At 46.1% G+C, this 23,446-nt stretch carries 19 protein-coding genes and 1 pseudogene; 12 read left to right on the top strand and 8 right to left on the bottom strand.

The genetic code is table 11. The features are described 5' to 3' along the window. Positions 1-27 precede the first annotated feature (27 nt). On the top strand, positions 28-633 hold the full coding sequence (locus tag LAY41_RS26985; RefSeq protein ID WP_249104854.1) for a hypothetical protein: 606 nt from the start codon (positions 28-30) through the stop codon (positions 631-633). Here the strand turns inward: LAY41_RS26985 and pgsA are convergent. Further along, positions 630-1,151 carry a CDP-diacylglycerol--glycerol-3-phosphate 3-phosphatidyltransferase gene (pgsA, locus tag LAY41_RS26980; RefSeq protein WP_249104922.1) on the bottom strand — a complete coding sequence of 174 codons (522 nt, stop codon included), beginning with the start codon at positions 1,149-1,151 and terminating at the stop codon, positions 630-632. The two genes, LAY41_RS26985 and pgsA, sit on opposite strands and share 4 nt — an antisense overlap. Positions 1,152-1,301: 150 nt before the next feature. Here pgsA and LAY41_RS26975 point away from each other — a divergent pair, with 150 nt between their 5' ends. Further along, positions 1,302-1,835 (top strand): hypothetical protein, encoded by a 534-nt coding sequence (locus tag LAY41_RS26975; RefSeq protein WP_249104852.1) that lies wholly within the window; start codon positions 1,302-1,304, stop codon positions 1,833-1,835. Positions 1,836-2,060: 225 nt separating this feature from the next. On the opposite strand, the gene LAY41_RS26970 is transcribed toward LAY41_RS26975, so the two are convergent. The 3 genes from LAY41_RS26970 to LAY41_RS32915 form a co-directional block, all read right to left on the bottom strand. After that, a complete protein-coding gene (locus LAY41_RS26970; RefSeq protein ID WP_249104850.1) occupies positions 2,061-4,580 on the bottom strand; it encodes an endonuclease MutS2 in 2,520 nt (839 codons plus the stop codon). A gap of 210 nt (positions 4,581-4,790) precedes the next feature. Continuing rightward, positions 4,791-5,162 (bottom strand): VOC family protein, encoded by a 372-nt coding sequence (locus LAY41_RS26965; protein WP_249104921.1) that lies wholly within the window; start codon positions 5,160-5,162, stop codon positions 4,791-4,793. Beyond that, positions 5,101-5,415 carry a transposase gene (locus LAY41_RS32915; RefSeq protein ID WP_420840354.1) on the bottom strand — a complete coding sequence of 105 codons (315 nt, stop codon included), beginning with the start codon at positions 5,413-5,415 and terminating at the stop codon, positions 5,101-5,103. Before LAY41_RS32915 ends, LAY41_RS26965 begins: the two co-directional genes overlap by 62 nt. Positions 5,416-5,722: 307 nt before the next feature. Between LAY41_RS32915 and LAY41_RS26960 the strand changes: the two genes are divergently transcribed. The 4 genes from LAY41_RS26960 to LAY41_RS26945 all read left to right on the top strand — a co-directional run bounded on the left by LAY41_RS26960 (position 5,723) and on the right by LAY41_RS26945 (position 9,751). After that, entirely contained in the window at positions 5,723-6,931 is a 1,209-nt protein-coding gene (locus LAY41_RS26960) for an RNA-guided endonuclease InsQ/TnpB family protein (RefSeq protein ID WP_249104848.1), read from the top strand. A 182-nt stretch (positions 6,932-7,113) separates the two neighbouring features. After that, positions 7,114-7,395 carry a DUF485 domain-containing protein gene (locus LAY41_RS26955; RefSeq protein ID WP_249104847.1) on the top strand — a complete coding sequence of 94 codons (282 nt, stop codon included), beginning with the start codon at positions 7,114-7,116 and terminating at the stop codon, positions 7,393-7,395. Then, positions 7,392-8,927, top strand: a complete 1,536-nt coding sequence (locus tag LAY41_RS26950) for a sodium:solute symporter family transporter (RefSeq protein ID WP_249104845.1) — start codon at positions 7,392-7,394, stop codon at positions 8,925-8,927. Before LAY41_RS26955 ends, LAY41_RS26950 begins: the two co-directional genes overlap by 4 nt. 137 nt (positions 8,928-9,064) lie before the next feature. Then, positions 9,065-9,751, top strand: coding sequence for a Uma2 family endonuclease (locus LAY41_RS26945; RefSeq protein ID WP_249104843.1), 687 nt, complete (start codon positions 9,065-9,067; stop codon positions 9,749-9,751). Between the two features lie 37 nt (positions 9,752-9,788). Here the strand turns inward: LAY41_RS26945 and LAY41_RS26940 are convergent, their stop codons facing one another. Then, positions 9,789-12,452, bottom strand: a complete 2,664-nt coding sequence (locus tag LAY41_RS26940) for a tetratricopeptide repeat protein (RefSeq protein WP_249104841.1) — start codon at positions 12,450-12,452, stop codon at positions 9,789-9,791. Between the two features lie 99 nt (positions 12,453-12,551). Between LAY41_RS26940 and LAY41_RS26935 the strand changes: the two genes are divergently transcribed. The 4 genes from LAY41_RS26935 to LAY41_RS26920 all read left to right on the top strand — a co-directional run bounded on the left by LAY41_RS26935 (position 12,552) and on the right by LAY41_RS26920 (position 15,977). Further along, positions 12,552-12,725 carry a hypothetical protein gene (locus LAY41_RS26935; RefSeq protein WP_249104839.1) on the top strand — a complete coding sequence of 58 codons (174 nt, stop codon included), beginning with the start codon at positions 12,552-12,554 and terminating at the stop codon, positions 12,723-12,725. 167 nt (positions 12,726-12,892) lie between these two features. After that, entirely contained in the window at positions 12,893-14,056 is a 1,164-nt protein-coding gene (locus LAY41_RS26930; protein WP_249104837.1) for a GuaB3 family IMP dehydrogenase-related protein, read from the top strand. A 270-nt stretch (positions 14,057-14,326) separates the two neighbouring features. Continuing rightward, the gene (trxA, locus tag LAY41_RS26925; protein WP_249064921.1) at positions 14,327-14,650 is read left to right on the top strand and encodes a thioredoxin; all 324 of its coding nucleotides are present in this window, start codon (positions 14,327-14,329) and stop codon (positions 14,648-14,650) included. A gap of 268 nt (positions 14,651-14,918) precedes the next feature. Next, entirely contained in the window at positions 14,919-15,977 is a 1,059-nt protein-coding gene (locus LAY41_RS26920; RefSeq protein WP_249104835.1) for an LOG family protein, read from the top strand. Between the two features lie 171 nt (positions 15,978-16,148). Here LAY41_RS26920 and LAY41_RS26915 read toward each other — a convergent pair whose 3' ends face one another. The 3 genes from LAY41_RS26915 to LAY41_RS32450 all read right to left on the bottom strand — a co-directional run bounded on the left by LAY41_RS26915 (position 16,149) and on the right by LAY41_RS32450 (position 18,233). Next, on the bottom strand, positions 16,149-17,123 hold the full coding sequence (locus tag LAY41_RS26915) for a beta-barrel domain-containing protein (protein ID WP_249104833.1): 975 nt from the start codon (positions 17,121-17,123) through the stop codon (positions 16,149-16,151). Between the two features lie 147 nt (positions 17,124-17,270). Beyond that, positions 17,271-17,519 (bottom strand): hypothetical protein, encoded by a 249-nt coding sequence (locus LAY41_RS26910; RefSeq protein ID WP_249104832.1) that lies wholly within the window; start codon positions 17,517-17,519, stop codon positions 17,271-17,273. A 582-nt stretch (positions 17,520-18,101) separates the two neighbouring features. Next, the gene (locus tag LAY41_RS32450) at positions 18,102-18,233 is read right to left on the bottom strand and encodes a hypothetical protein (protein ID WP_275974424.1); all 132 of its coding nucleotides are present in this window, start codon (positions 18,231-18,233) and stop codon (positions 18,102-18,104) included. A gap of 595 nt (positions 18,234-18,828) precedes the next feature. Between LAY41_RS32450 and LAY41_RS26905 the strand changes: the two are divergent. Both LAY41_RS26905 and LAY41_RS26900 read left to right on the top strand, forming a co-directional pair. Then, a pseudogene (locus tag LAY41_RS26905) lies at positions 18,829-21,021 on the top strand (two-partner secretion domain-containing protein); the annotation flags it as partial. Between the two features lie 181 nt (positions 21,022-21,202). Continuing rightward, the gene (locus tag LAY41_RS26900) at positions 21,203-22,453 is read left to right on the top strand and encodes a cysteine peptidase family C39 domain-containing protein (RefSeq protein ID WP_249104828.1); all 1,251 of its coding nucleotides are present in this window, start codon (positions 21,203-21,205) and stop codon (positions 22,451-22,453) included. The last annotated feature ends 993 nt before the right edge of the window (positions 22,454-23,446 follow it).

Here is a 23,446-nt window from a genome sequence, read left to right as displayed (position 1 = left end):
AATGTATTTTATGGAAGGTAAAATTACATGGCTTACAGTCAATTCACTTTAAGTAAGGTGAAAGAGGATTTCCACCTTACAACTGTAGAAGAAACAAGGTTTTTACCAACAAACATCCAACCTTTAGAACCGAGTGCGAGACTGTTAGGAATTTTGGAAGACTTACCTTGGGCTGTCGCCGTTGACACTGAAAAAGCTAGGTCTGAAGTAATTATTAATCCAGTTTTACTGGAGGTGCGACGCATTTTTAATCGGAAAATTAGCGTGTTTTCCGGTGAAGAATTTAACGTCGATGTTGCATCTGGACTCAACGGTGTGTGCGACTTTTTGATTAGTCTTTCTCCAGAACAACTTACGGTAGAAGCACCTGCTGTTGTAATAGTAGAAGCGAAAAAGTCGGATATTAAGTCAGGAATTGGACAATGTATTGCCGAAATGGTAGCTGCACAAAAATTTAATTCAGCCAAGAAGAAACCCATCCAAACAATTTATGGTACTGTGAGTAGCGGTACGCAATGGCGCTTTCTCAAACTAGAAGAACAGACGGTAACAATTGATCTCACCGATTACTCGTTACCTCCTGTTGAGCAAATCTTGGGATTTTTAGTTTGGATGGTGCAGCAGGGCTATTAAGCATTTTCTTTGGTAAGATTTTGAGGCCAAAGATAAATAGCACCGGAAATTAAAGTGAAAGCGACAGAAATCCAAAAGGCGATGAGGGAGGGGATTTGCCAAACTTCCGGTAAAGGCGCGATGAGAAGTGCAAGAGCAACTATCTGACTCACCGTTTTCAGCTTACCCCAAATATTAGCTCCCGAAATTGAAGTTTGATTAACTCGCCAACCTGCGATCGCCAATTCCCGTGCTAAAATTAGAAACACCCCCCAAGCAGGCACCTCACCTTCCTCAATCAACGCCAGCAAAGGCGCTAACACCAGCAATTTATCTACCAACGGATCGAGAAACTTGCCTAAATCGGTAACTTGGTTAAGTTTTCTTGCCAGATAGCCATCCAACCAATCCGTAGCGGCGGCTACCAGAAAAATTACTAAACAAATCCAGCGGCTTGATTCTGTTGGGTTGTGCAAACCATAAAGGAGAAACGGCAACCCCAACAGACGGGAAAAAGTGACCCAATTTGGAATATTCATATAAAATTGAGCAGAAAGCGATCGGCTAACAGTCAACTGCACAGAAAAGTGATTTTAACATATCACAATCAAAAAGGGATAAGGGATAACAATTCTTCCACCAAAGGGAGTAACCTACAATAATTAAAAAAAAGCTTAATAAAAAAAACTATGACAAATCGCTGGGCTGATAAGCAACTGAAAAACTGCGAAGCGGCACTTGTTTCGCTTGAGGCAGGCTTGACCCAGTTTAACCAGGCTACTACAGGATTAGCAGAAGCCTTAACCGCTGGGGCATCTCTGTCCTACATACAGGAAACCTATGCACTTAATTGGAAGAAAATCTGGCAGGAAATCGCACAGCAAAATCTTTGGGGCCCGCAATCATATCAGCTGTGTGAATGGTTGTACCAGCAGGGACAAGACATACAGCAACGTTTGCTGCATTTGGAATTGTTAATTTCCGAATATCGCCTGCATATTCATCACTCGGTTCAAAAAGCCACCGACTTTTGGCTGGGATACGACGAAGGCAAAATTCGCTGCCGTACCCCTTATTCGCAAGAACCTTTTATCATCGGTGAGGCGACTTCGTACCACAAAGGAGAACTACTAGGCTGGCGTTACGCGATCGTCAAAAATAAAGTTCAAAATCTGCTGGATTGTTGCAACACTTCAACCAGTGAATTGTTCACTTGGGGCTGAAATAATTTCAGATTTAAGATTTAAAATTGCAGAATAATTTTCAATAAACTTGTTGCCAAAATATTTAGAACCCCAGCCTAACCCTCCCCGTTAACAGGGAGGGAATCAGAGATTTTCCCCCCTCTCCGTTGCGGGGAGGGGGTGAGGGGGTGGGGTTCCCTTGGACTTTTGCAAGAGGTCTAATTTGCAATTTGAAATCTTAAATTTGCAATTCTCCAATTCCCGTTACTTCAGGTGAACAACGGTAACACCAGCACCACCTTCCGATCGGGCCGATAACTCAAAACGATCGACCAGCGGATGCCGCTTTAAGAATTCGTGAACCCCTTCCCGCAGCTTGCCAGTGCCTTTACCGTGAATTATCCACAGCACTCCTGACGCTAATGCTTGACCTATAGCACGTTCAATCTCGCTTTCCGCATCTGCTACCCGACTACCCCGAATATCGAGAGTATTCTGGGAAGTACGAATCGCCGGTTTGGGTTCTTGCTGTACAGACACCGCCTGTTTCCCCCCTGTTGACGGCGGGGATGAAACGGCTGATTTTTGTTTAGCTGGAAGTTCTGGTTTCTGACCATCCAGAGATTCAATATCTTCTAAAGATACTGTCATTTTCATGATTCCAAACTTAACGCTCAGCTGACCGTTTTCGTTAGGAGAACTCAACACTTCAGCAGTTTGTCCCAATCGGGGAATCCGAATGCGATCGCCTTCAGAAGGCATAAACCCAGGTTTGGGTTTTGCTGGCGGTTTTGGCAAATGACGTTGAGCAATTTGATTTATTGCTTCGGTTGCAGCTTGTGCATCTTGAGCCGTCATCGGCCCTTGTTGCAAGCGACGAATTACCTGTGCAATTTCTCCTTTAGCTTCAGCAAGCGCTTTCTGCACATCCTGTTCCTGTTGTTGTCGCAACAGTCGTTCTCTTTCCTGCAAAGCAGCTGCCTTCTGGGAAACCTCCTGATAAAAACGCTCTGCCTGTTTCAACACTTGCGCTGCTTCTTCTGCCTTGCTTTCCTGACGCTTTCGTTGCGCTTCCAACCCAGCAATTACCTCGTTTACCTCTTCGGAAGCTTCTCCTACATAGGTTTGGGCGTTTTCAACTACCTCTGGATTCAGTCCCAGGCGTCGCGCAATTGCGAGTGCGTTGGAACGACCGGGAATTCCCCAAAGTAGTCGATAAGTAGGCGAAAGACTAACATCATCAAATTCTACAGAAGCGTTTTCAAAGCGATCGTCTTGATATTTCAGCGCCTTCAGTTCGCCAAAGTGGGTGGTAGCAATGGTGAGTTGTGCGGAATCTGCCAGATATTTTAATAGTGCGATCGCCAAAGCACTCCCTTCCGCTGGGTCAGTACCTGCGCCAACTTCATCCAACAAAACTAGAGTGGGGGAGGGGGAGGATAAATCAGAATCACTCTCCTCTGCTCCTCTGCTCCTCTGCTCCTCTGCTCCTCTGCTCCTCTGCTCCTCTGCTCCTCTGCTCCTCTGCTCCTCTGCTCCCTTTTCTCCAATTGCTTCTAAAATCCGACTGATGCGGCGAATATGACCGGAAAAGGTAGATAAACTTTGTTCTAACGATTGTTCATCCCCAATATCTGCTAAAACTTGGTCAAACCAAGGCAATTCTACTGGTTCTCTTGCGGGTACAAATAAACCCACTTTCGCCATCAGGGACGCCAAACCCAGCGTTTTCAGGGTAACAGTTTTACCGCCAGTGTTTGGCCCGGTAATCGTTACGACTCGAATTTGCGGCCCAATCAGTAAATCCACTGGCACTACTGCTGCGCCTTGTTCGTGCTGATATTGCCAAACCAGTAGAGGATGGCGCAATTGCCGTAGGGTAACGGTTTCCCCTTCTTTGCGATCGACAAATCTAGGTGGATTAGCTTGCAACCAGTAACTGTAACGCGCTCTAGCAGTTGCCAAATCTAATGTAGTTGCGATCGCCAACAACCTCTCTAAATCCGGTTGAACTGCGGCGACCTGCTCAGTCAAAGCTTTGCGAATTGTTTCTTCCTCAGCTTGCTCTTGGCGGATCGACATCCGCATCTGGTTCCCCAGGGACACTACTGCATTAGGTTCCACATAGAGGGTAACGCCGCTCATCGAAGAATCGTGAACGATACCGGGAATGGCATCTTTGCTAGTTGCTTTGACGGGAATCACAAAGCGATCGCCCCTTTGGGTAATCACCTGTTCCTGCACCGCACCAGATTGTCGCTGCAAAATCCCCTGCAATACCTGATAAATCCGGTCTCGCAGTTGCCGCATTTGCAGCCGAATTCCAGCGAGTTTGGTGCTAGCTCTATCTGCTACTTGGCCGCGATCGTCAATGCAGCGGTGAATTTCCTGCTCTAGCTCTGGATAAGTCCGCAAATCTGCGACTAGCTCTGTCAGGACGGGCAAATCTTCTTGGTTGTCGATGACTCGACGCAGCTGCCTTGTCCCCGCCAGGGTCGTCGCTATATTCAGCAACTCTTCCCCAGACAAAATACCTTGGAGTCCGGCTCGCTCCAAAGCATCTCCTATATCACAAATTCCATCAAAAGTCCAGCCTGATGTCAGACGAGTTTCGAGTTTGTAAACTTCTTTAGTTTGTGCTATTAAAGTCAGGCTCTCATCCTGAGTTGGCGGGATTTGGAGATGACGAGATGCGATCGCTCCCAGCTTAGTGGCAGCAAAAGTAGATAAATGTTGGCACAGGCGCGGCCATTCGAGTAGTTCTAAAGTCTCAGATTGAATCAAAGCTTAATATTATGATTTTAACGTAAGGTGATGATCGGGAAAGGCTGTAATTTTCAGGATAAACTAGGAACACCCCGTTTCGGCATATTCCAAAGGTCAAGGGTGCAAATCGAAAGTTTGAGGAGAAACATCAGGTTTCCTTGGAGAAAGTGCAGAACTTGCTATCTCAAGTTCTGATTATCTAGATGTTCTTGATAGCAGCAAGCGTTGCTAGTTCTTGCTGGCAACAGCAACCGCTACAGGTTCGTAAAGATATTCAAAACCATTGCCGTCGGGATCGCGACCGTAGAAAGAAGCAGTGCCATCGCGATGATCGTGGATATGGCTGACTTTAACACCTTGGGCTTTGAGCTGCTCGTTGGCGGCTTCCATTTCCGCGCGATCGCTAAAAATAAACCCAAAATGCGGCCCCGCTTGGTCGTAGGCCGGACTCATCAGCGCCAATCCATCTTCGCCAGCCTTGAGATAAGCCCAGTCAGCATCCTTCCAGACTAACTCCATCCCCAAGTTTTGGTAAAACTCAGCAGACTTCTGAATATCTTGGACACAAATGGCCACATGGCCTAGTCTTTTTAGCTTCATCATTAAAAAATCTATCGTTTCCATTACTTTTAATTCTATCATAAGTAGCGCCACCACAACTAACAACAAAATAAGAACCAGTCCAGAAATAGGGTTTGTTATAGAAATATTTTTGTGCCAACCAGGGATATTCTTTGCGGATTAATCTGCTAATAACTGTTTTTAAATTACCCATCAATGTAGACAGTAGTATATCTGGCTTATAGTCGATTATTAAGTGAACACGATCCGACTTTCCATTAAATTCTAGCAATTACGATTCCCATTTATTTAAGGTTTGTTTTAAGATTTGTTATAACCGTGTTAGTATTTCTGCGTTAATGGCGCGTCTGCGATACTTGACCACTATAGCGCTACGCGCTATAGTTAGGACATTGATAATTTCAAAATAGACGATATTATAAGGATGCTTCCTTGAAAAATTGTCCTAACGTATGCGCGTAGCGCTATAAAACGATGTGAGCGTTAAGCTTGTAAACAGACCTAAAACCATTATGATACATAATTGACATTTAAGAGCGTTAAGTGATATTATAGGATAATAGAGCTAAAAGCAACTGATGTTAGACGTTTTAAAGGTAAGGATTTATCCCAACAAAGAACAAGAAATAGCCCTAGCTAAAAGCTTTGGTTGTTCCCGTTTTGTGTGGAATTATTACCTAAGTAAAACTAACAATCAGTATCAAGAAACAGGGAAAGGGTTAAACTATTGCGACATGGCAAAAGAGCTAACCCAACTTAAAAAACTCCCTGATTATAAATGGTTACAAGAGGTAACTGCTGCTACATTACAACAAACACTTAAAAACTTAGAATCTGCATTTAAGAATTTCTTTTCTAAACGAGCTAGATTCCCTAAGTTTAAAAGTAAACATAAAAAGCAGTCAATTCGTTACCCTGAAAGCTGTTCAATTAAAAATGGTAGTTTAAAACTGCCTAAACTTGGCATTGTTAAAGCAAGTATTTCAAAAAGTATTAACGGCAAAATTAAATCTGTAACTGTTTCTCAAACAACCACAGATAAATATTTTGCAGCAATATTATTTGAGACTGATGATTTAATAACCAAGAAACAAGGGAAGATATCAGCGATTGATCTAGGCTTAAACAGTTTAGTAACTGTGTTTGATGGTGAAAACTGTTATAAAGTAGATCCGATTAAAACAACCCGTAAGTATGCCAAACGATTAAAACGGAGACAACAAACTTTATCTAGAAAGACAAAATGTTCTAATAACCGCAAAAAACAGGTTAAAAGAGTAGCCAAAGTTCACGAAAAGATAGCCAATACTAGACTTGATTTCCTTCACAAACTCTCAAGAAGGCTAGTTGACGAAAACCAAGTCATTGTAGCAGAAAACCTTTGTGTGAAAGGGTTAGCACGTACTAAACTAGCAAAATCAATACATGATGCTGGTTTGGGAATGTTGCTTAATTTTATAGGTTACAAGCTGGAGAGAGAGGGAGGAAAACTTATTGAGGTTGACAGATTTTTTCCGAGTACAAAACTTTGTAATTGCTGCAAGTTCAAGAATAATTCATTAAATCTAAGCATTCGTGAATGGGTTTGTCCGAGTTGTCAAACTCAACATGATAGAGATGAAAACGCAGCAAAAAACTTAAGGGAAGAAGGATTAAGGATACTGTCAACAAATACTGTGGGACACACAGAAATTCAAGCTTGTGGAGAGACTGTAAGACTTAATGGTGCTTGCATCAAAGAGCAGGTTTCTATGAAGCAAGAATCTCCCGTCAAGCTGACGCTGTGACGGTGAGAGTGTCAATCCAGGTACTTTGTTTGGCAATTGGGCTTCAGGGATACGGTATGGGCTTAAAATAACTATCACTTATGAGTTACGAGTTTTAAATTAGGAAGTTTAACTTAAAACTCAAAGCTATCCCAATCCCCAATCACCAGTCCCCAAATTGGCAGCTAAGGAGAAAGAAAAACATGGACGATCGCGCAAAAGCTATCGCAGATCTAGCAGCGTCGCGCTGGCGGGTATCCCTGTGGCTTACGGGAACCATGATGTTTATTTACTTTGGGTTCATCCTGCTGATCGCATACAACAAGCCGCTTTTGGGGTCTTTGGTAGTTCCCGGACTTTCCTTGGGCATCTTGCTGGGTGCCTTAGTCATCCTATCGGCGTGGGTGCTGATTTTTATTTATGTGCGATGGGCAAACAAGCACTACGACAGAAAAATTTCCCAGCTGCAAAGAGGTGATAAATGAACACAACTCTCGGTCAATTTAACCCCCTGGCAATCTTTTTCTTTTTTATATTCGTTGCCATTTCTCTAGGAATTACTTTCTGGGCGGCCCGTAGCACCAAAAACACCGCTCAGTTTTACGCTGCCGGGGGTAAAATAAGCGGTTTCCAAAATGGCCTTGCCCTTGCAGGCGACTTTATGAGCGCGGCGAGTTTTTTAGGTATCGCTGGTTTAGTATCGCTCAACGGCTTTGACGGTTTGATTTATTCGATCGGCTTCTTAGTCGGTTGGCCGATCGTAATGTTTCTAATTGCCGAACCGCTGCGTAACTTGGGCAAGTACACCTTTGCCGATGTGGTAGCTTATCGGATGCGCCAAAGACCTGTGCGAATTGCCGCTGCGATCGGTACGCTGGCAGTAGTGAGTTTTTACTTGATTGCCCAGATGGTGGGCGCGGGCAATTTAATCAAGCTGCTGTTTGGCCTTGATTACGAATTAGCCGTTACGATCGTCGGCGGAGTAATGCTAGCCTACGTGATTTTTGGCGGGATGATCGCCACCACTTGGGTACAAATTATCAAGGCGATTTTGCTGCTGAGCGGAACTGTATTGCTGTCTATTTTGGTATTAGCCAAATTTGGCTTCAACCCACTCACGCTCTTCGCCGCCGCATCTGAAAAGTACGGAGCGGCTGTACTGGCTCCTGGCAAACAGGTTTCCGATCCGCTGGATGCCATCTCGCTGGGGATGTCCCTGATGTTTGGCACCGCCGGACTTCCTCACATCCTCATGCGCTTTTACACTGTGCCGGACGCCAAAGCAGCCCGCACCTCGGTAACATACGCGACGGCTTTTATTGGCTTCTTTTACCTGCTCACCTTCATCCTGGGCTTCGGGGCGATGGTACTGGTAGGTCAGGATGAGATTGTCAAGATTGATAAAGGCGGCAATATGGCTGCGCCGATGTTAGCAGAAGTATTGGGTGGCGATGCGTTCTTGGGCTTTATTGCCGCAGTATCTTTCGCTACTATTTTGGCAGTTGTAGCAGGATTGACGCTTTCCGGTGCGGCTGCACTGTCGCACGATTTGTGGGTAAATGTGGTGCGTTTAGGTCATGCCGATGAGTCGGAACAACTTAAGGTAGCACGCGGAGCAACCTGTTTGCTGGGCATTCTAGCCATCTTTCTGGGCATCGTTTTTAAAGGGCAAAATGTGGCTTACATGGTCGGTTTGGCGTTTGCGATCGCAGCTAGTGCCAACTTCCCAGCCCTCCTCCTTTCCATGCTCTGGCGGCGTTTTACGACGAACGGCGCTGTAGCGAGTATGGTGGTTGGAACGCTCTCGTCGTTATTGCTAATTTATCTCTCGCCAACTATTCAAGTCACCATACTTGGAAATGCCTCGGCTCCCTTCCCCCTCAAAAACCCCGGTTTGGTAACAATCCCCCTCTCGTTTATCGTCGCAATTGCAGTATCTCTTCTGAGTCCAGAACCACTCGCCGAAGAAAAGTTTGCCGAAGTCGAACACCGGATACATATGGGTTCTCAAGGCTGATAGGGAATTGCAGATTTCAAATTTCAGATGGCAAATTGAAGAATAAAAAAATCAATCCGAAATTTGAAGTCTGAAATTTGAAGTTAAATAAATTCCGAAACATTAGAATTATGCTGTAAATCCTCAAGAGGCAAATTATGGTACAGTACAATCCGCCGCAATATCTTCCAACCGCTGAAGAACTACTTGAATCTGACGAAAAGGCTGTAGATGATGAACTACAAAACTTAATTCCCAACCTATTGTTATCAATTCTGGCATTAATGTGGTCAAACCGCCAAGATTGGTTTTTTGGCGTCGATATGGGAATTTACCACACTTCCGATGAACCTGCTATTGTTCCTGATGGTTTCCTCAGTTTAGGCGTACAGCGTTTGGTAGGCGAACAGGGACGTTTAAGTTATGTCGTTTGGCAAGAAAACGGAGTAATACCAATCTTGGTATTAGAAGTAGTTTCCAAAACTTACAGAGGAGAATACAAACAAAAGAAAATAGATTATGCCGAACTGGGAGTTTTGTACTATGTAATTTATAAGCCGGTTCGTTATCATAGTAGACGAGGAGATGCTTTTGAAGTACATAAATTAGTTAATGGTGAGTATATCCGACAAACAGGTGAACCTGTGTGGATGCCAGAAATATGTTTAGGAATTGGCAGAGAAACGGGAATTTATAAAGGTTGGATGCGAGAGTGGTTGTTTTGGTATGACGAAAATGGGAGAAAATACCTTTCTCCTGATGAATTAATACAGCAAGCGGAACAACGCGCTGAAAGATTAGCAGCAAAATTGAGAGAATTGGGAGTTGAACCAGAGGAAGATTGAAAAGTGCGATCGCTTTTCCTCTATATTCCTGCATCCCTTACTCTTCTTGGAGTAATTCCTCTTTCAATTTTTGACATTCTGTTGCTAGCGGGATGCCTAATTCTGTGGAGAGTGCTAGAGCTTGTTCGCCATATTCAAGAGCGCGATCGCGCTGACCTAATTTTTGATAAAGTTCTGCTAGGTTATTAAGAGCAACAACCTGTTCATAACGAGCGCCAATTTCTCTAAAAACTTTTAGTGATATCTGCCAATATTTCTGAGCTTCTAAATACTGCTCAAGTTTGATTAAAGTATTAGCTAAATTACATAATGCTCCTGCTTCTCCCCAGCGATTACCCATTTCTCTGGCAATGGCTAAATCCTGCTGATAAAAATCGATTGCACGGGCATATTCTCCTTGGGAATTGTAGGCAATACCCAAATTACCCAGCACCGTGCCAATAAGAGCTTTGTTGCCAATTTCTCTGGCAATGGCTAAACTATGCTCATAAAAATCGATCACACAGGCATAGTCTCCTTGAGAATGGTAGGCATTGCCTAAATTACATAGCGCCAACGCAATACCAGCTTTGTCGCCAATTTCTGTTGCAATGTCTAAACTCTGCTCATAGAAATCGATCGCACCCGCATAGTCGCCTTGGGAAAAGTAGACAATACCCAAATTACCCAGTATCTTCCCAATATGAGATTTGTTGCCAATTTCTGTTGCAATGGCTAAACTATTTTGATAGAAATTGATCGCATGAGCATAGTCTCCTTGGTAATCGTAGGCAACACCTAAATTACTCAGCGCCAACGCAATACCATCTTTGTCGCCAATTTGTGTTGCAATGTCTAAATCCTGCTGACAAAAATTTATCGCAAGGGCATAGTCTCCTTGGGAACAGTAGGAATTGCCCAAACCATTAAAACAAATAGCTTTCCATTCTAGATCCGATTCATCCAAAAGGCTTAAAAATTGCTTGTACAATTCAACTCGCTCGCGATAGTAGCCCCAAGTTTCCAGTTGATTGTGTAATTGTTCATTCGTAGGTGTATCGAGGCAAGTAAAAATAATTTCCGCAGCGCTTTCCGTATCTTCGATCTCACAATAATGGTGAAATGCTTCTAAATAACCCCGCACTTGCTCTAAATTAGAAGCATCGGGTTCTGGTTGATAAGCTGTACCCCACATTTGGGCAGCAATATAATGATCGCTTTGCCAATCTAAAACCTTATTGGAAATTTCAATTAAACGTTGTTGATAGGCAACATTGCGAATCAAATTATGCTGACGGAGTACATTTTTACCGTCATCAGTTACCCTGTCAATTTCAACCAAATAACGATATTTCAAAGTTCCCAGTGCTGAGTTTTTCTCATCATCAGTTAATCCCTGCAACATTGCCAACCAAAAATCTTCCCTCACTGGTAACCGATAAACCGAACTCCGAAGCAACAGCGTATAAGCATAAGGTACATCCTTCTCCAACCGCTTGAGAGTTTCCCTCACTCTATCTTTGACATTTCTTTCTAGTTCTTCGCTATTCCTAGCTGGTGCAATTGCTGCAAACTCTTGCTGATGCTTTCGCCAGTAAGCTACCACATTGCCGTTGTAAGGATGTTCGAGAATTTCCCCTGCCAGCACTTCAATTAAAAGTGGATGCCCTTCGTAAGTATTACCCATTCGCAGCAAATAAACCGCTGCTTCTGATAAAGAACCCCCCTCAGTCCCCCCGTCCACAGGGGGAAGTTTAGCTCCCTCCCCGTAGACGGGGAGGGTAGGGGTGGGGTTTTTTACCTGTTCCTCAAATAACTTGCTAAATAACTGCAATTGCTCCGTTTCACTCAATCCGCTTAATGGTTTTTTATGCCAAAAATTCTTATACCTGCTGCTAAACTGCGTCGGTAAATGTTGGGAAGTCAAAATTAGCCGACTTTGGCATTCTCCACCCGCCAACAATTGTTGAAAAAATTCCCACCACCGCGCATCCTCAAACTCATTCCTATCCGGATTTTCATCGCCTTTTTGCAGCAGCACTTCCACAGAATCAATCTGCACTAAATAACGATTACTTCGCAGCTTTTGCACCAAACGATTCAGCAAAAATTCTGGCTGACTGCGTTCCTGTGGTGTTACCGTTTCCCCCAGTCTCGTCAGCAGCACATCCGCCGCACCGACAAAATCTCGCGATACTCCATCATCAAAGTTTACCGCAGGCAACCGTTGCCATTCTTCCCCCAACTCCACACTCGCCAAGCGTTCCGCCAAAGCCGTCTTCCCCTGCCCGGTAATTCCGGTAATAATTAAGATTCGGCATTCTTTCCGCAATTTTTGGCTCAATTCGCGAATTTCTTCTTCTCGCCCTACCCAAGTCTCTTCTTTATATGCTGTGCAAGGGATTGGGGAATTATTGGGCTGCACTGTGTCACTTGTTCCTTCACTTTTACTAACCTCAGACCTTTCAAACTTTCCGCCCAACAACTCTTCTTTGGTATTGACAAATAGAGCAATTAGTGAAGGTAACTTGCGTTCCTCGTCTCCCTCAATACGAAAATTCTTATAAAGCTGTCTCAGATGTTGCTGTACAGCACCTTCGCTACCTTCGCAAAGCTCACAAGCAATTTTTATCTTGCTTTCGCCTTCCAAGAGTCTTAGAAGTACCTGTTTTCGCTTACTAGGTAGTTTGTCTAAAGTTTCTCTTACTTGTTTTTGATTCATAGAAACCAATTCTCATAAAACTGAGATTTTTCTCACTACCAATATATGAGAGTCCGTTGACCAAAACTGTAAACAGATGAATTACAGCCAAAACGAACCATGAAAGACGTTGATTGCTTCCTAAAAGCCGTGGAAATCACAGGTATAGTAGTTGGGCTTTTTACCTATTCGCAGCCTTTGGGTATTGCAGTAGGTGCAGCCATCCTCCTCTACCTGTACCTGATGAGCAACAATGACCAAAATAAAGAGGATGAAAATCGGGAAGACAAGTAACCGAATTGAGGCAAAAAAGCGATCGCACCTCACCATCTGCTAGTTTAGGATGCGATCGCTCTTTTCCCGCCCCATCTAAAAAAATCCCAAACACCTACCCTCACCAAATCACATACCCGTTACAATTTGATACCCTAGCTTAAATAGTCTTGGGAACGAGTACGAGCGTGGAAATTCAAATTGGGCGCGGCAAAACCGCTCGCAGAGCTTACGGAATTGATGAAATTGCCCTAGTCCCTGGGACTAGAACCTTAGATCCCAGTTTGGCAGACACTCGCTGGCGCATAGGCGGCATAGAGCGAGAAATTCCTATTATTGCCAGCGCGATGGACGGTGTAGTCGATGTCCGCATGGCAGTCCTCCTATCACAACTAGGAGCTTTAGGCGTCCTCAACCTAGAGGGTATCCAAACCCGCTACGCTGACCCCGAACCGATTTTAGAACGGATCGCATCAGTCGGTAAAGACGAGTTCGTCGCCCTGATGCAGGAACTTTATGCAGAACCGATCAAACCGGAACTCATCGAACAGCGCATCCAGGAAATCAAAAGTCAAGGTGGCATAGCCGCCGTAAGTGCCACCCCCGCAGGCGCAACTAAATACGGTTCAGTCGTCGCCAAAGCTGGTGCAGATTTATTTTTTGTGCAAGCGACAGTAGTTTCCACCGCTTACCTCTCGCCAGAGTCAGTAACGCCACTAGATTTGGCCCAGTTCTGTCGAGAAATGCCCATACCAGTAATTTTGGGCAATTGCGTCACCTACGAAGTCACCCTAAGCTTAATGAAAGCTGGGGCAGCGGGAGTATTGGTAGGCATTGGCCCAGGTGCGGCTTGTACCTCTCGCGGCGTCTTGGGTATAGGTGTCCCTCAAGCCACTGCCGTTGCCGACTGTGCCGCCGCACGGGATGATTATTTTCAGGAAACTGGTAACTACGTGCCAGTTATTGCTGATGGCGGTTTAATTACCGGCGGCGATATCTGCAAGTGCATTGCTTGCGGCGCAGACGGCGTGATGATTGGCTCACCCTTTGCCAGAGCCAAAGAAGCACCCGGACGCGGTTATCATTGGGGCATGGCTACTCCCAGCCCCGTCCTACCACGCGGCACTCGCATTCGCGTCGGCACCACCGGCACTCTGGAGCAAATCCTCCGAGGGCCAGCCGCACTTGATGATGGCACTCATAACTTACTAGGCGCATTAAAAACTAGCATGGGCACTTTGGGATCCAAGGATATCAAGGAGATGCAGCAAGTCGAAGTTGCGATCGCGCCCTCTCTGTTAACCGAAGGTAAAGTTTACCAAAAAGCCCAGCAACTGGGAATGGGTAAGTAAATTTACTCACCAAATTTACTTTGGTAAATTTCCAAGACTCCCGGCTAAATCCTGGAAAAAGCGAATCTGTGGCATACAATAGGAATAGCGGAGACGCATGTTTCCGTTCACTCCTCACACCACACTCCGCCCGGACTGACGTTCGGGCGGTTCCTTATTACCAGAAACCCTTAAAATATGTATATGCTTTAAGGCGGAAAGAAGATCTCTTTCTGTTATGGTAGAATTCCGAAGGAAATAAAGACAATATTTAAACAAGGAATTGTAGGCATGTCAGCAGCCGCACAAGTTACAGACGCTACGTTTAAGCAAGAAGTACTTGAAAGTGAAGTTCCGGTTTTAGTAGATTTTTGGGCTCCTTGGTGCGGTCCCTGCCGGATGGTTGCGCCAGTCGTAGATGAAATAGCGCAGCAGTACGAAGGTCAGGTGAAGGTTGTCAAACTCAACACCGATGAGAATCCTAACGTAGCCAGCCAGTACGGGATACGCAGCATTCCCACCCTGATGATTTTCAAAGCGGGTCAGAGGGTCGATATGGTGGTCGGCGCAGTTCCCAAAACTACGCTGGCAAATACTTTGGAGAAGTACCTCTAGATCGGCGTTGAGCTAGAGCCTGGTGGGCTGTTGTAATTCTATTTGGGCGACTGGTGAGGGCGCTCTCTTTCAAGTTGTCCAAAAATGTTAACCAAAGTAAGCTTTGTTTTTCCAGCGTCTTGGATGGATTAAAGTCTAAGGCGCTTTTTAATTACTACTGCGCTAAAAAGCAGGCAATTAGTAAAGAATTGCTACCGTTATGTCTCAATTTCCGGCTCAATAGCCTGAATATTGCTATAATTTAATACCCGCCAGTGCGAAAAAAATTATGACAATTACTCCCTCGTTTGAGAATCTCCCAGCAGACCTGGCGGAGATAATCGAGCGGCTGCCAACACTAAAACACAAAAAATGGATTGAGCAGTCACTAGGGACGCTCCTGCGAATCGCTGGGAGTGAGATCGATCGCCTGGACTGGAAGATTTTGACTGCCTCTTTACAAGATTTGGAGCGGGGATTCCAGACATTTTATTCCTATCGGCACGTTCGCAAAGTCACCATCTTTGGCTCAGCTCGCCTCTCAGCGGATAGTCCCGAATACCAGATAGCCGCTGACTTCGCCCGTTGCGTCACCGATCTGGGGTTTATGCTGATGACTGGAGGTGGTGGTGGTATCATGCAGGCTGGGAACGAAGGCGCAGGAGCCGAAAAATCCTTTGGCTTGAATATCAAGCTCCCCTTTGAGCAGGACGCAAACCCATTCATTATGGGTGACCCCAAATTAATTCACTTTAAATACTTTTTCACGCGCAAGCTGTTTCTGTTGCGAGAGAGCGATGCCGTGGCTCTGTTTCCTGGCGGTTTCGGCACCCAAGACGAAGCCTTTGAGTGCTTGACGCTCTGCCAGACTGGTCGATATGGGCCGGTTCCTCTAATTTTGATCGATCGCCCGGGCGGCGAGTACTGGAAAGACTGGGACGCATACATTGACAAGCATCTAGTGCAACGCGGTTTAGTGAGTCCAGAAGACCGGAGCGTCTACACAATTACGGACAACTTAGATGTAGCCTGCGAAGCGATTACCAGTTTTTATCGCGTCTACCACTCCACTCGCTATGTGGAAGACCAATTTGTCATTCGCCTTAAGTCCGAACTCAAAGATGAGGATGTGGAGCGGTTGAATGAAAATTTCAGCGATATCTTAGTTAAAGGACAGATTGAAAAAACTAAAGCTTTCCCGCAAGAGGCGGGAGATGAAACCTTTGACTTGCCTCGCCTCGCTTTGTACTTCAATCAACGGGACTTTGGGAGATTATACCAGCTGATTGCCGCTATTAACCAGTTGAATATTCCCTTGTCTGAGGCCGAACATCCAGAACTTAAGTGAACTACCCATATCGTTTCCGGTTGTGTCTGAATCATTATGGCCGCGACCGGGGCAGAGGGGCAGAGGGGCAGAGGGGCAGAGGGGCAGAGGGGCAGAGGCTCTTGGAAGGTGAGTGAGGTACAGAGAAACCGGGTTTCTCTTGTGTACTTCATGCAAATGAAAACCGCTGTATCAGACATCTGTTAACAGCCTTGCTTTCCTCAGAATAAACCGCATTACTGTCTCTTCTTTGGCGATGATATCGCTGCTGACTTCCATACCCGCTTGTAGGGGATACTGCTGATTTCCCTTGAGCAAATAAGGTTTCTCCGGCTGAATCGTTACTTCGTAGTAGGGTTTCCCGCCTTCAGGAGGAGTCTTTACATCAGCCGATATCTCTCTGACTGCGCCGTAAAGAGTGCCATAATCTGGATATGGGTAGGCGGAAAACTTGAGGATTGCTTTTCCGAAGCCTGCAAGACATTGTGATATGTCTTGCGATCGACAAGATTTGAATTGACTGATATCTTGAGCGTCCACACGGGCCTTGACGACTAAAGCCGCTCGATCGGGCGATATTTGGGCGATTAATGCGCCTGATTGCACCACTTGACCGGGATTTCGCAGCTCTAGTTCGATAATGGTGCCGTATATGGGCGATCGCACTACACTAGCGCTAAGGTCATTCTCAATCTGTTGCAGCTGTTTGCGATCGCGGTTGAGTTGGTTCTGAATTTCAATCAGACGACCTTCGATTTGCGATCTTTCTTTATTCAAAGTAGCCTGCGTTGCTTCACCCCGCGCTTGTTCTTCGGCAATTTGCTCGGTTGCTTTAGCGATCGCCGCCGTACCGGGATTCAGTGCCGCTTGGGCTCGCTGCATATTAGCTTCTGCCACTTTAACGGCAAATTCAAGCTCTTGAACAGCTTGCTGCTTTTCCATCAGAAGCGACTCAGAAATAGCCCCTGCTTCTGCCAGGGGTTTGTAGCGATCGCGCAGAGCCTCTGCCGATCTCAACTTCGCCTTCGCAGCCATCAGGTTCGCCTGGGCCGCTTGCAATTCAGCTAAAGTTGTTACCCGCCGCTCTTCATAATCTCGTTGCAGGCGATCGACTTCCGCTTTGGCAGAGCTAACCGTGCGTCCGCTCACCTGAGTTTGGGCAACCATCTGAACATCGAGAGTGCTTAACTGCGCCTGGATTTGCGTTATTTGTAACTGATTTTCCTGGATATTCCCTAAAAGTTGGCTTTTTTGCGTAACTAAATTGGAATCCTCAATTTCTGCAATTATATCCCCTGGGCTGACCGATTGATTTTACGTCACCAAGACAGCTTTCACCCTCCCAGTCGCCGTTGCCTGCACCAGCTTGCGATCGCCAGCAGGACGAACCGTACCAAGCGATCGAATTGTCACCGGGTAGGGAACAACACAAGCCAAAGTCGTTACCGTACCAAAAGTCCCCAGCAGCAGCATAGCACTCAACCGCGTCCAAAGACGAATCGGCGGTAGAAATCCGTCCTTGCGGAGAAGTGGAAGGAAATCGGGATTGTAATCTTTCTGCATCCTGACGAAAAAAGCCCAACCTCTTTCCCTGTAAAGAAAAAGAGGAAGCTTCCCGATTTTGTCAATTAACAGAATTGTAGGTTAGGCTTTTGCTGAAAGAAACCCGGTTTCTTGGAGAAACCGGGTTTCTGGGTGTTCAGTTTATTTACACCCACCTACTTAGAGCGCCAGAAAGAGTAAAAGAGCTTGACAAAAAAAGCAAAATATGTAAATTGGTGTAGGGCGTTCGCTCCATCGTGCCGGAGGCATTAGCATTCGGGGAATAATCGATCGCTCTTCGTTCATTATTTTTTTGCCAGAATGCTTCGCCCGACCAAGTGCTGTATAGGCATACACACTTTATTACTTTTGTCAACAACGATTACTGGAGTAGCGCTCTAGTTATAAAATGGAGAGGAGCTTTCCGGCTCCCCCTTCCCTCGTAGGGAAGGGGGCTGGGGGGGTTAGGTTTTCCGAATTCGCCAACAGCGGTGGATGAGAAACCGGGTTTCTTTGGTTGTCAAAGTCTATATTTCCTTGATGTAACCCACATATTTCCGGTTTCTGGGATTAGTGAAGTGTTCCCAGCCCAGCAGCAGCGGGTTAAATAGGAATTCTGTTACTTGTAGAAGCTTTAGCCGCTCTAGCCGGAAGACCGCCCACCAACGCCTGTTGTTCGTTCTCAGAAAGTGGCTGTAACTTTGGCTTTGGCGATTCTTTCTGTTTGGTTTTCATCTTGATGCTCCACCCTTAATATTGGAAAAGTTAGTGTTGAGTGAGGGGTTTTACCCTGTAGGGGTGACGCCCCTTACTTACTACATTTAATACTATCTATTTTTTGTTGTCAATTTTGTTATTGACATTACATAAACAACTTAATATGCCCGTACTCGCTCTGCCGTCTGTCGGTCGGTCGGATTTGAAAAGCCTCCGCAGTAGGGGTTTTGGCAATTCTTGTTTGATTGTTCTAATGCAGTTGTTTGGTAAATTTGAGATGCTGCTATTAGTACTTAGGTGCTTAATACCAGTAATTTCACGTAAAACGTTGCCCTCAACAAAGAATTGCTTTACTCAAGTTTTAATAAAAACGAGTGTAGGTTCGTGTTAACTTAACACACACTCGTGTTAAACTTTACAGCGAATATAAAACGGCACTTAATCATAACTTCATCTTTTTCCAAGCAAAAGGGGTGCATCACCCCTCACCCCCTCGGCTAATTTTGGGACTGGGGATTGGAGACTGGAGACGACCCGACGCCAAAGAGCGGGAAGCCCCAGGAGCCCCAGAGCGGGAAATCCCAAATCGAGAAGGGCATGAGGAGCGAACAAAGCCAACGGTACGGCTAACTTGTTTCTCCTCAATCCCAACGGGATTATTTTTGGCCCCCAGGCTTCCCTGAACATCGGGGGTGCTTTTTTTGCCAGTACCGCCAGTCGATTAATCTTTGCCGATGGCAGCGAATTCGGTAAGCCTGCGGTCAACAAGGGAGCTACCCTGCTGACACTCAGCGTGCCAATTGGCTTGCAACTCGATTCCCAGTCAGCCTCTATCGACGTGCGGGGCGCAACTCTCCAGGCAACAGGCTTGACTCTTGTGGGCAGCAACATCCACCTAGACGGTGCAACCCTGCGGTCAGATGGGGGAGCCATCTATCTGGGAACATCGCAGATTTCAGATTTGAGATTGCCAATAGAAAATCAAAATCCCGGTCTGCAATCTGAAATCTCAAATTCGCGATCGATCTTAGGAGATATTCAGCTATCCAACGGCAGCTTAATCAATAGCAGCGGCTCCATCCAGCTGCAAGGCCGAAGAATCATCCTCACCGATGGTTCGACGATTGTGACTGCTACCCAAAATCTCCCTGGCGGGGCCTTGACAGTGATGGCATCCGAGTTGTTGGAACTGGCGGGAACGACCCCCGACGGTCAGCTCCCCAGTGCCTTGTTTACTGAAACTCAAGGAGCCGGTGTTGGAGGGGATGTGCAAATAACCGCGAATCGGTTGATTGTCCGGGATGGCGCTCAAATATTGACAAATACTGCGGGTAGCGGTGCGGGGGGAAATATTGTTATCCGCGCCGCAGAGTCGGCGGAATTGGCGGGGGAATCTGCCCACTTTCCCAGCGGCGTGTTTTCCCAAACCGAAGGAACTGCCGGAGCTGGGGAAATAACTATTGATACGAACAGGTTAATTGTCCGCGATGGTGCCCAGGCAAATACGAATACGTTTGGCACCGGGAATGCCGGAGTGTTAACTGTCCGCGCTACCGACTCTGTGGAATTGAGCGGTGAAGGTCAAGCACCCAGTGGTTTGTTTGCTCAAGCCGATTCAGAAGCCACTGGTGCTGGAGGTAATTTAACCGTTGAAACTGGGCGATTGCTCGTGAGGGATGGTGCCCAAGTCTCCACCAGTACATTTGGTTCTGGGACGGCGGGGAATTTACTGGTGCGTGCAGCCGACTCTGTGGAATTGAGCGGTGGGGGTCAACAACCCAGTGGTTTGTTTGCCCAAGTCGAGCCAGAAGCCACTGGTGCTGGAGGTAATTTAACCGTTGAAACCGGGCGATTGCTCGTGAGGGATGGAGCCCAGGTATCTAGTACGACTTTTGGTGACAAACCGGCACGTAATTTAACTGTAAACGCTTCCGAGTCGGTAGAAGTAAGGGGAACCACAGCGGACGGTCAAACTCCCAGCGGCTTGTATTCTCGGTCTACCACTACCGCCGCAGCAGGCAGTTTGTACATAGTGACTGACAAGTTGACTATCCGCAACAGAGGCTTTATTGCTGTGAGCAATCCCGATTTTGGGGATGCTGGCATAGTGGATATCACCGCTAATCGCCTCGTTGTGGATAGAGGCTCTATCAGTGCGGAAACTGCCGCCGGGGAGGGTGGCAATCTTTTCATTCAAACTGAAAATTTCCAGTTGCGCCACAACAGCAGCGTTACCACTACAGCGGGCGGTACTGGCAACGGCGGTAACATCACTCTCGCTACCACCAATTTTGTCGCTTTGGAAAATAGCGACATCCGCGCAGATGCTTACGCGGGTAATGGCGGCAATATTATAATTTCCACCAGAGGCTTGTTTCGTTCACCAGATAGCGAAATCACTGCCAGTTCAAAGCTGGGGGTGAATGGGGTGGTGACAATCCAGACGCCGGATAAAGATGCTGCTCATAATTTTGTGCTTTTGGACTCTCAACCGAACAACACCGAGCAACTTCTTGCCAATAGTTGTCTGGCAAATCGCAACAGAAAGCGGGGCAGATTTGTGGTCACGGGCACTGGCGGCTTGCCGTCTAATCCCCTGGATGAGTTGAACATTCAGTATGACGTGATGGGTGTCCGGGAATTAGTCGCTTTTGAGGGGGGAGGAAAAAGAGTTCCCTTAATTACTAATGGACGACCTCCAACTCCCACTCAGATTGTAGAAGCTAATGCTGTAGCGATCGGGCCAAATGGTGAAGTGATGCTTGTAGCTCAAGCACCCGATGATTTAACGCCTGATGTCTGTTAGCGGAAGAGAGGGGCTCTCTTGCTAGGGGCTCTCTTGCTAGGGGAAGAGGGAAGAGTGGACAGAGGGGAAGAAGATTGTTCACCCACTCAGCACTCCCCACTCCTTATTCCCTTCCCCACTCCCCACTCAGCACTAAAGCCGAAGCACTCAGCACTCAAAAAGCACTACCCAATGACCAAAGATGAAATATCCCTGCATCCTACAACACACCGATGAAGATTGCGGAGCCGCTTGTCTGGCTAGTATCACCCAATATCACGGGCGCAAATTTAGCATCCGGCACATCCGAGATTTAATCGGCACCAATCAGATGGGAACCACATTACTGGGAATTAGGCGTGGCGCTGAATCCCTTGGTTTCAACGCTCGCGGTGTCCGCGCCGATGCGGAAATCTTAGACGATTTGAGTGAAGTTCCCCTACCAGCCATCCTACATTGGGAAAGTCGTCACTACGTGGTATTGTACGGGCGCAAAGGCAGGCGATATATTGTCGCCGACCCCACAGTCGGTCTCCGTTACTTATCGAAAAAGGAGCTACAAGAAGGTTGGCGAAATTATGTGATGCTCTTGCTCGAGCCAGAGCCAGCACGCTTTCGCCAGCAACCGGAGGACGAAATAAGTGGACTTCACACCTTGTTCGCACGCCTCTGGCAAGAAAAAGACAGCTTGGTGCAGGCGTCTCTCATCAATTTGGCTTTGGGTGTGTTGGCTTTGGCTGCCCCGATTTTAATCCAAATCTTGACAGATGATGTTTTGTTGCGGCGAGATACGGAGCTGCTTACCAAAATTGTGCTGGCGGTAGGGGTGATTCAGGGACTCAGCAGCGCTCTCAAATTAGTACAGCATACCCTAATTTTTTATGTGGCAGAGCAGTTGGAATTGGGGCTATTTTTGGATTTTGTGAGGGCAATTCTGCACTTGCCGATGATCTACTATGAAACTCATGCCAGCGGCGAAGTCACCAGTCGAATGGGGGATATTAAATTCCTGAACGGCTTGCTCACTCAAACTGCTTTGAAATTGCCCAGCCAGTTTTTTATAGCGCTGGTTTCTGTGGGATGTATGTGGGTTTATAGCGACAAAATGGCGATTTTAGCTATTTCGATTGCGGCTTTCATGATGGTAGCGATTTTGGTTTTTTTACCCAGTATTCGACAAAAAAACCGCACGATGTTAAAAATGGAAGCAGATAACCAAGGTCTTCTGGTCGAAACTTTTAACGGCGCTCTTACTTTAAAAACATCCCAGGCTGCTCCTCAATTATGGGAGGAGTTCCAAAATCGTTTTGGGCGTCTGGCTAGGGTGAGTTTCAGTAGGATTCAGTTGGGACTTTTTGCTCTCATCGGCTCGGATTTAGTGGTGGGTCTTGGCAGAATTGCTTTGCTCTGGTTTGGTAGCACCGGCTCTTCCGTACTTAGTGTGCTAAATTAACTTAAATTTATTCTCAATGCTTTGCTAGGTAAGGCTTTGAGATTATTTCCACCATTAGCTTTCCCTATGGTATGCGGCTTTGGGGACGATCGCCTTGAAATCCCAGCCAGCTACGGTGTAAGGCACATAAAACTAATAATTTGGCACACTAAGTACGGAAGAGCCGTAACGTCTGGAGAATTGTCACAATCAGTAAACTTGCCAAAAATAAACAGCCCCAGCGGTGCAGTCGCCGAAAAATCCTAGACATAGATGAACATCTGCCTTTCATCGCGATCGTCACTAGAACGATCGTACTAGATCATTTTTATACCTGTTTGCTTTGATCTACGAGGGTGAAACTTACATAAGTTTGTGCCAAGTTTTGTAGAGCAGCAGTACGTACCTGCACAATTTTGCCTAGTTGAATCTGCTTCGCGAGCCTGTTGGGTAGCAATGTTGAGCTAATACTTAAGTAAAATTACAGACTTATGTAAAAAGTTGCACCATATATTCCGCAATCCTCACCAAGACAATCTGCTGTGAATTTTGGCACAGTTATAGCAATAAGCCCTAAAATGGCACTTAAGATAGATGCAGAGTGCCAACGTCTTACTCCACTTATCTCTATAACTTTCAGTTTATGGCTCCAAAACACAGCAAAATTAGATTCCCGATCTGGCAGTATCTCAACCAGCCTCTCTTTAGTTCTACAACTAAACTCGTATTGAATCCCCATCAATTCTGGTATTTCTACAGAATTCAACTTTTAGAACGCTGCTGGGCTAAACAGTGGGAGTCAAAAGGCCATCGTCGTAAATCCACAAGCGACGAATAATCTCCACAGGCTGAGGTTAGGGGCTGTAGGGGCGAAGCACTTGCGCCGAAATTTTGGGATATTAGCAATAACATAATTACGCAAGTGCTTCGCCCTTCGCGACAACAATCTATTAACTCAAGTTGCTAGTTAGGTACGTTGTTGCGCTTTAGCGCTCAAAGAGCGCTAAAGCGCAA

The organism is Argonema galeatum A003/A1 (assembly GCF_023333595.1).
GTDB classification, from domain to species: Bacteria; Cyanobacteriota; Cyanobacteriia; order Cyanobacteriales; family Aerosakkonemataceae; genus Argonema; species Argonema galeatum.
The sequence above is the reverse complement of the archived record's forward strand: the minus strand, read 5'-3'. Positions and strand labels throughout refer to the sequence as shown.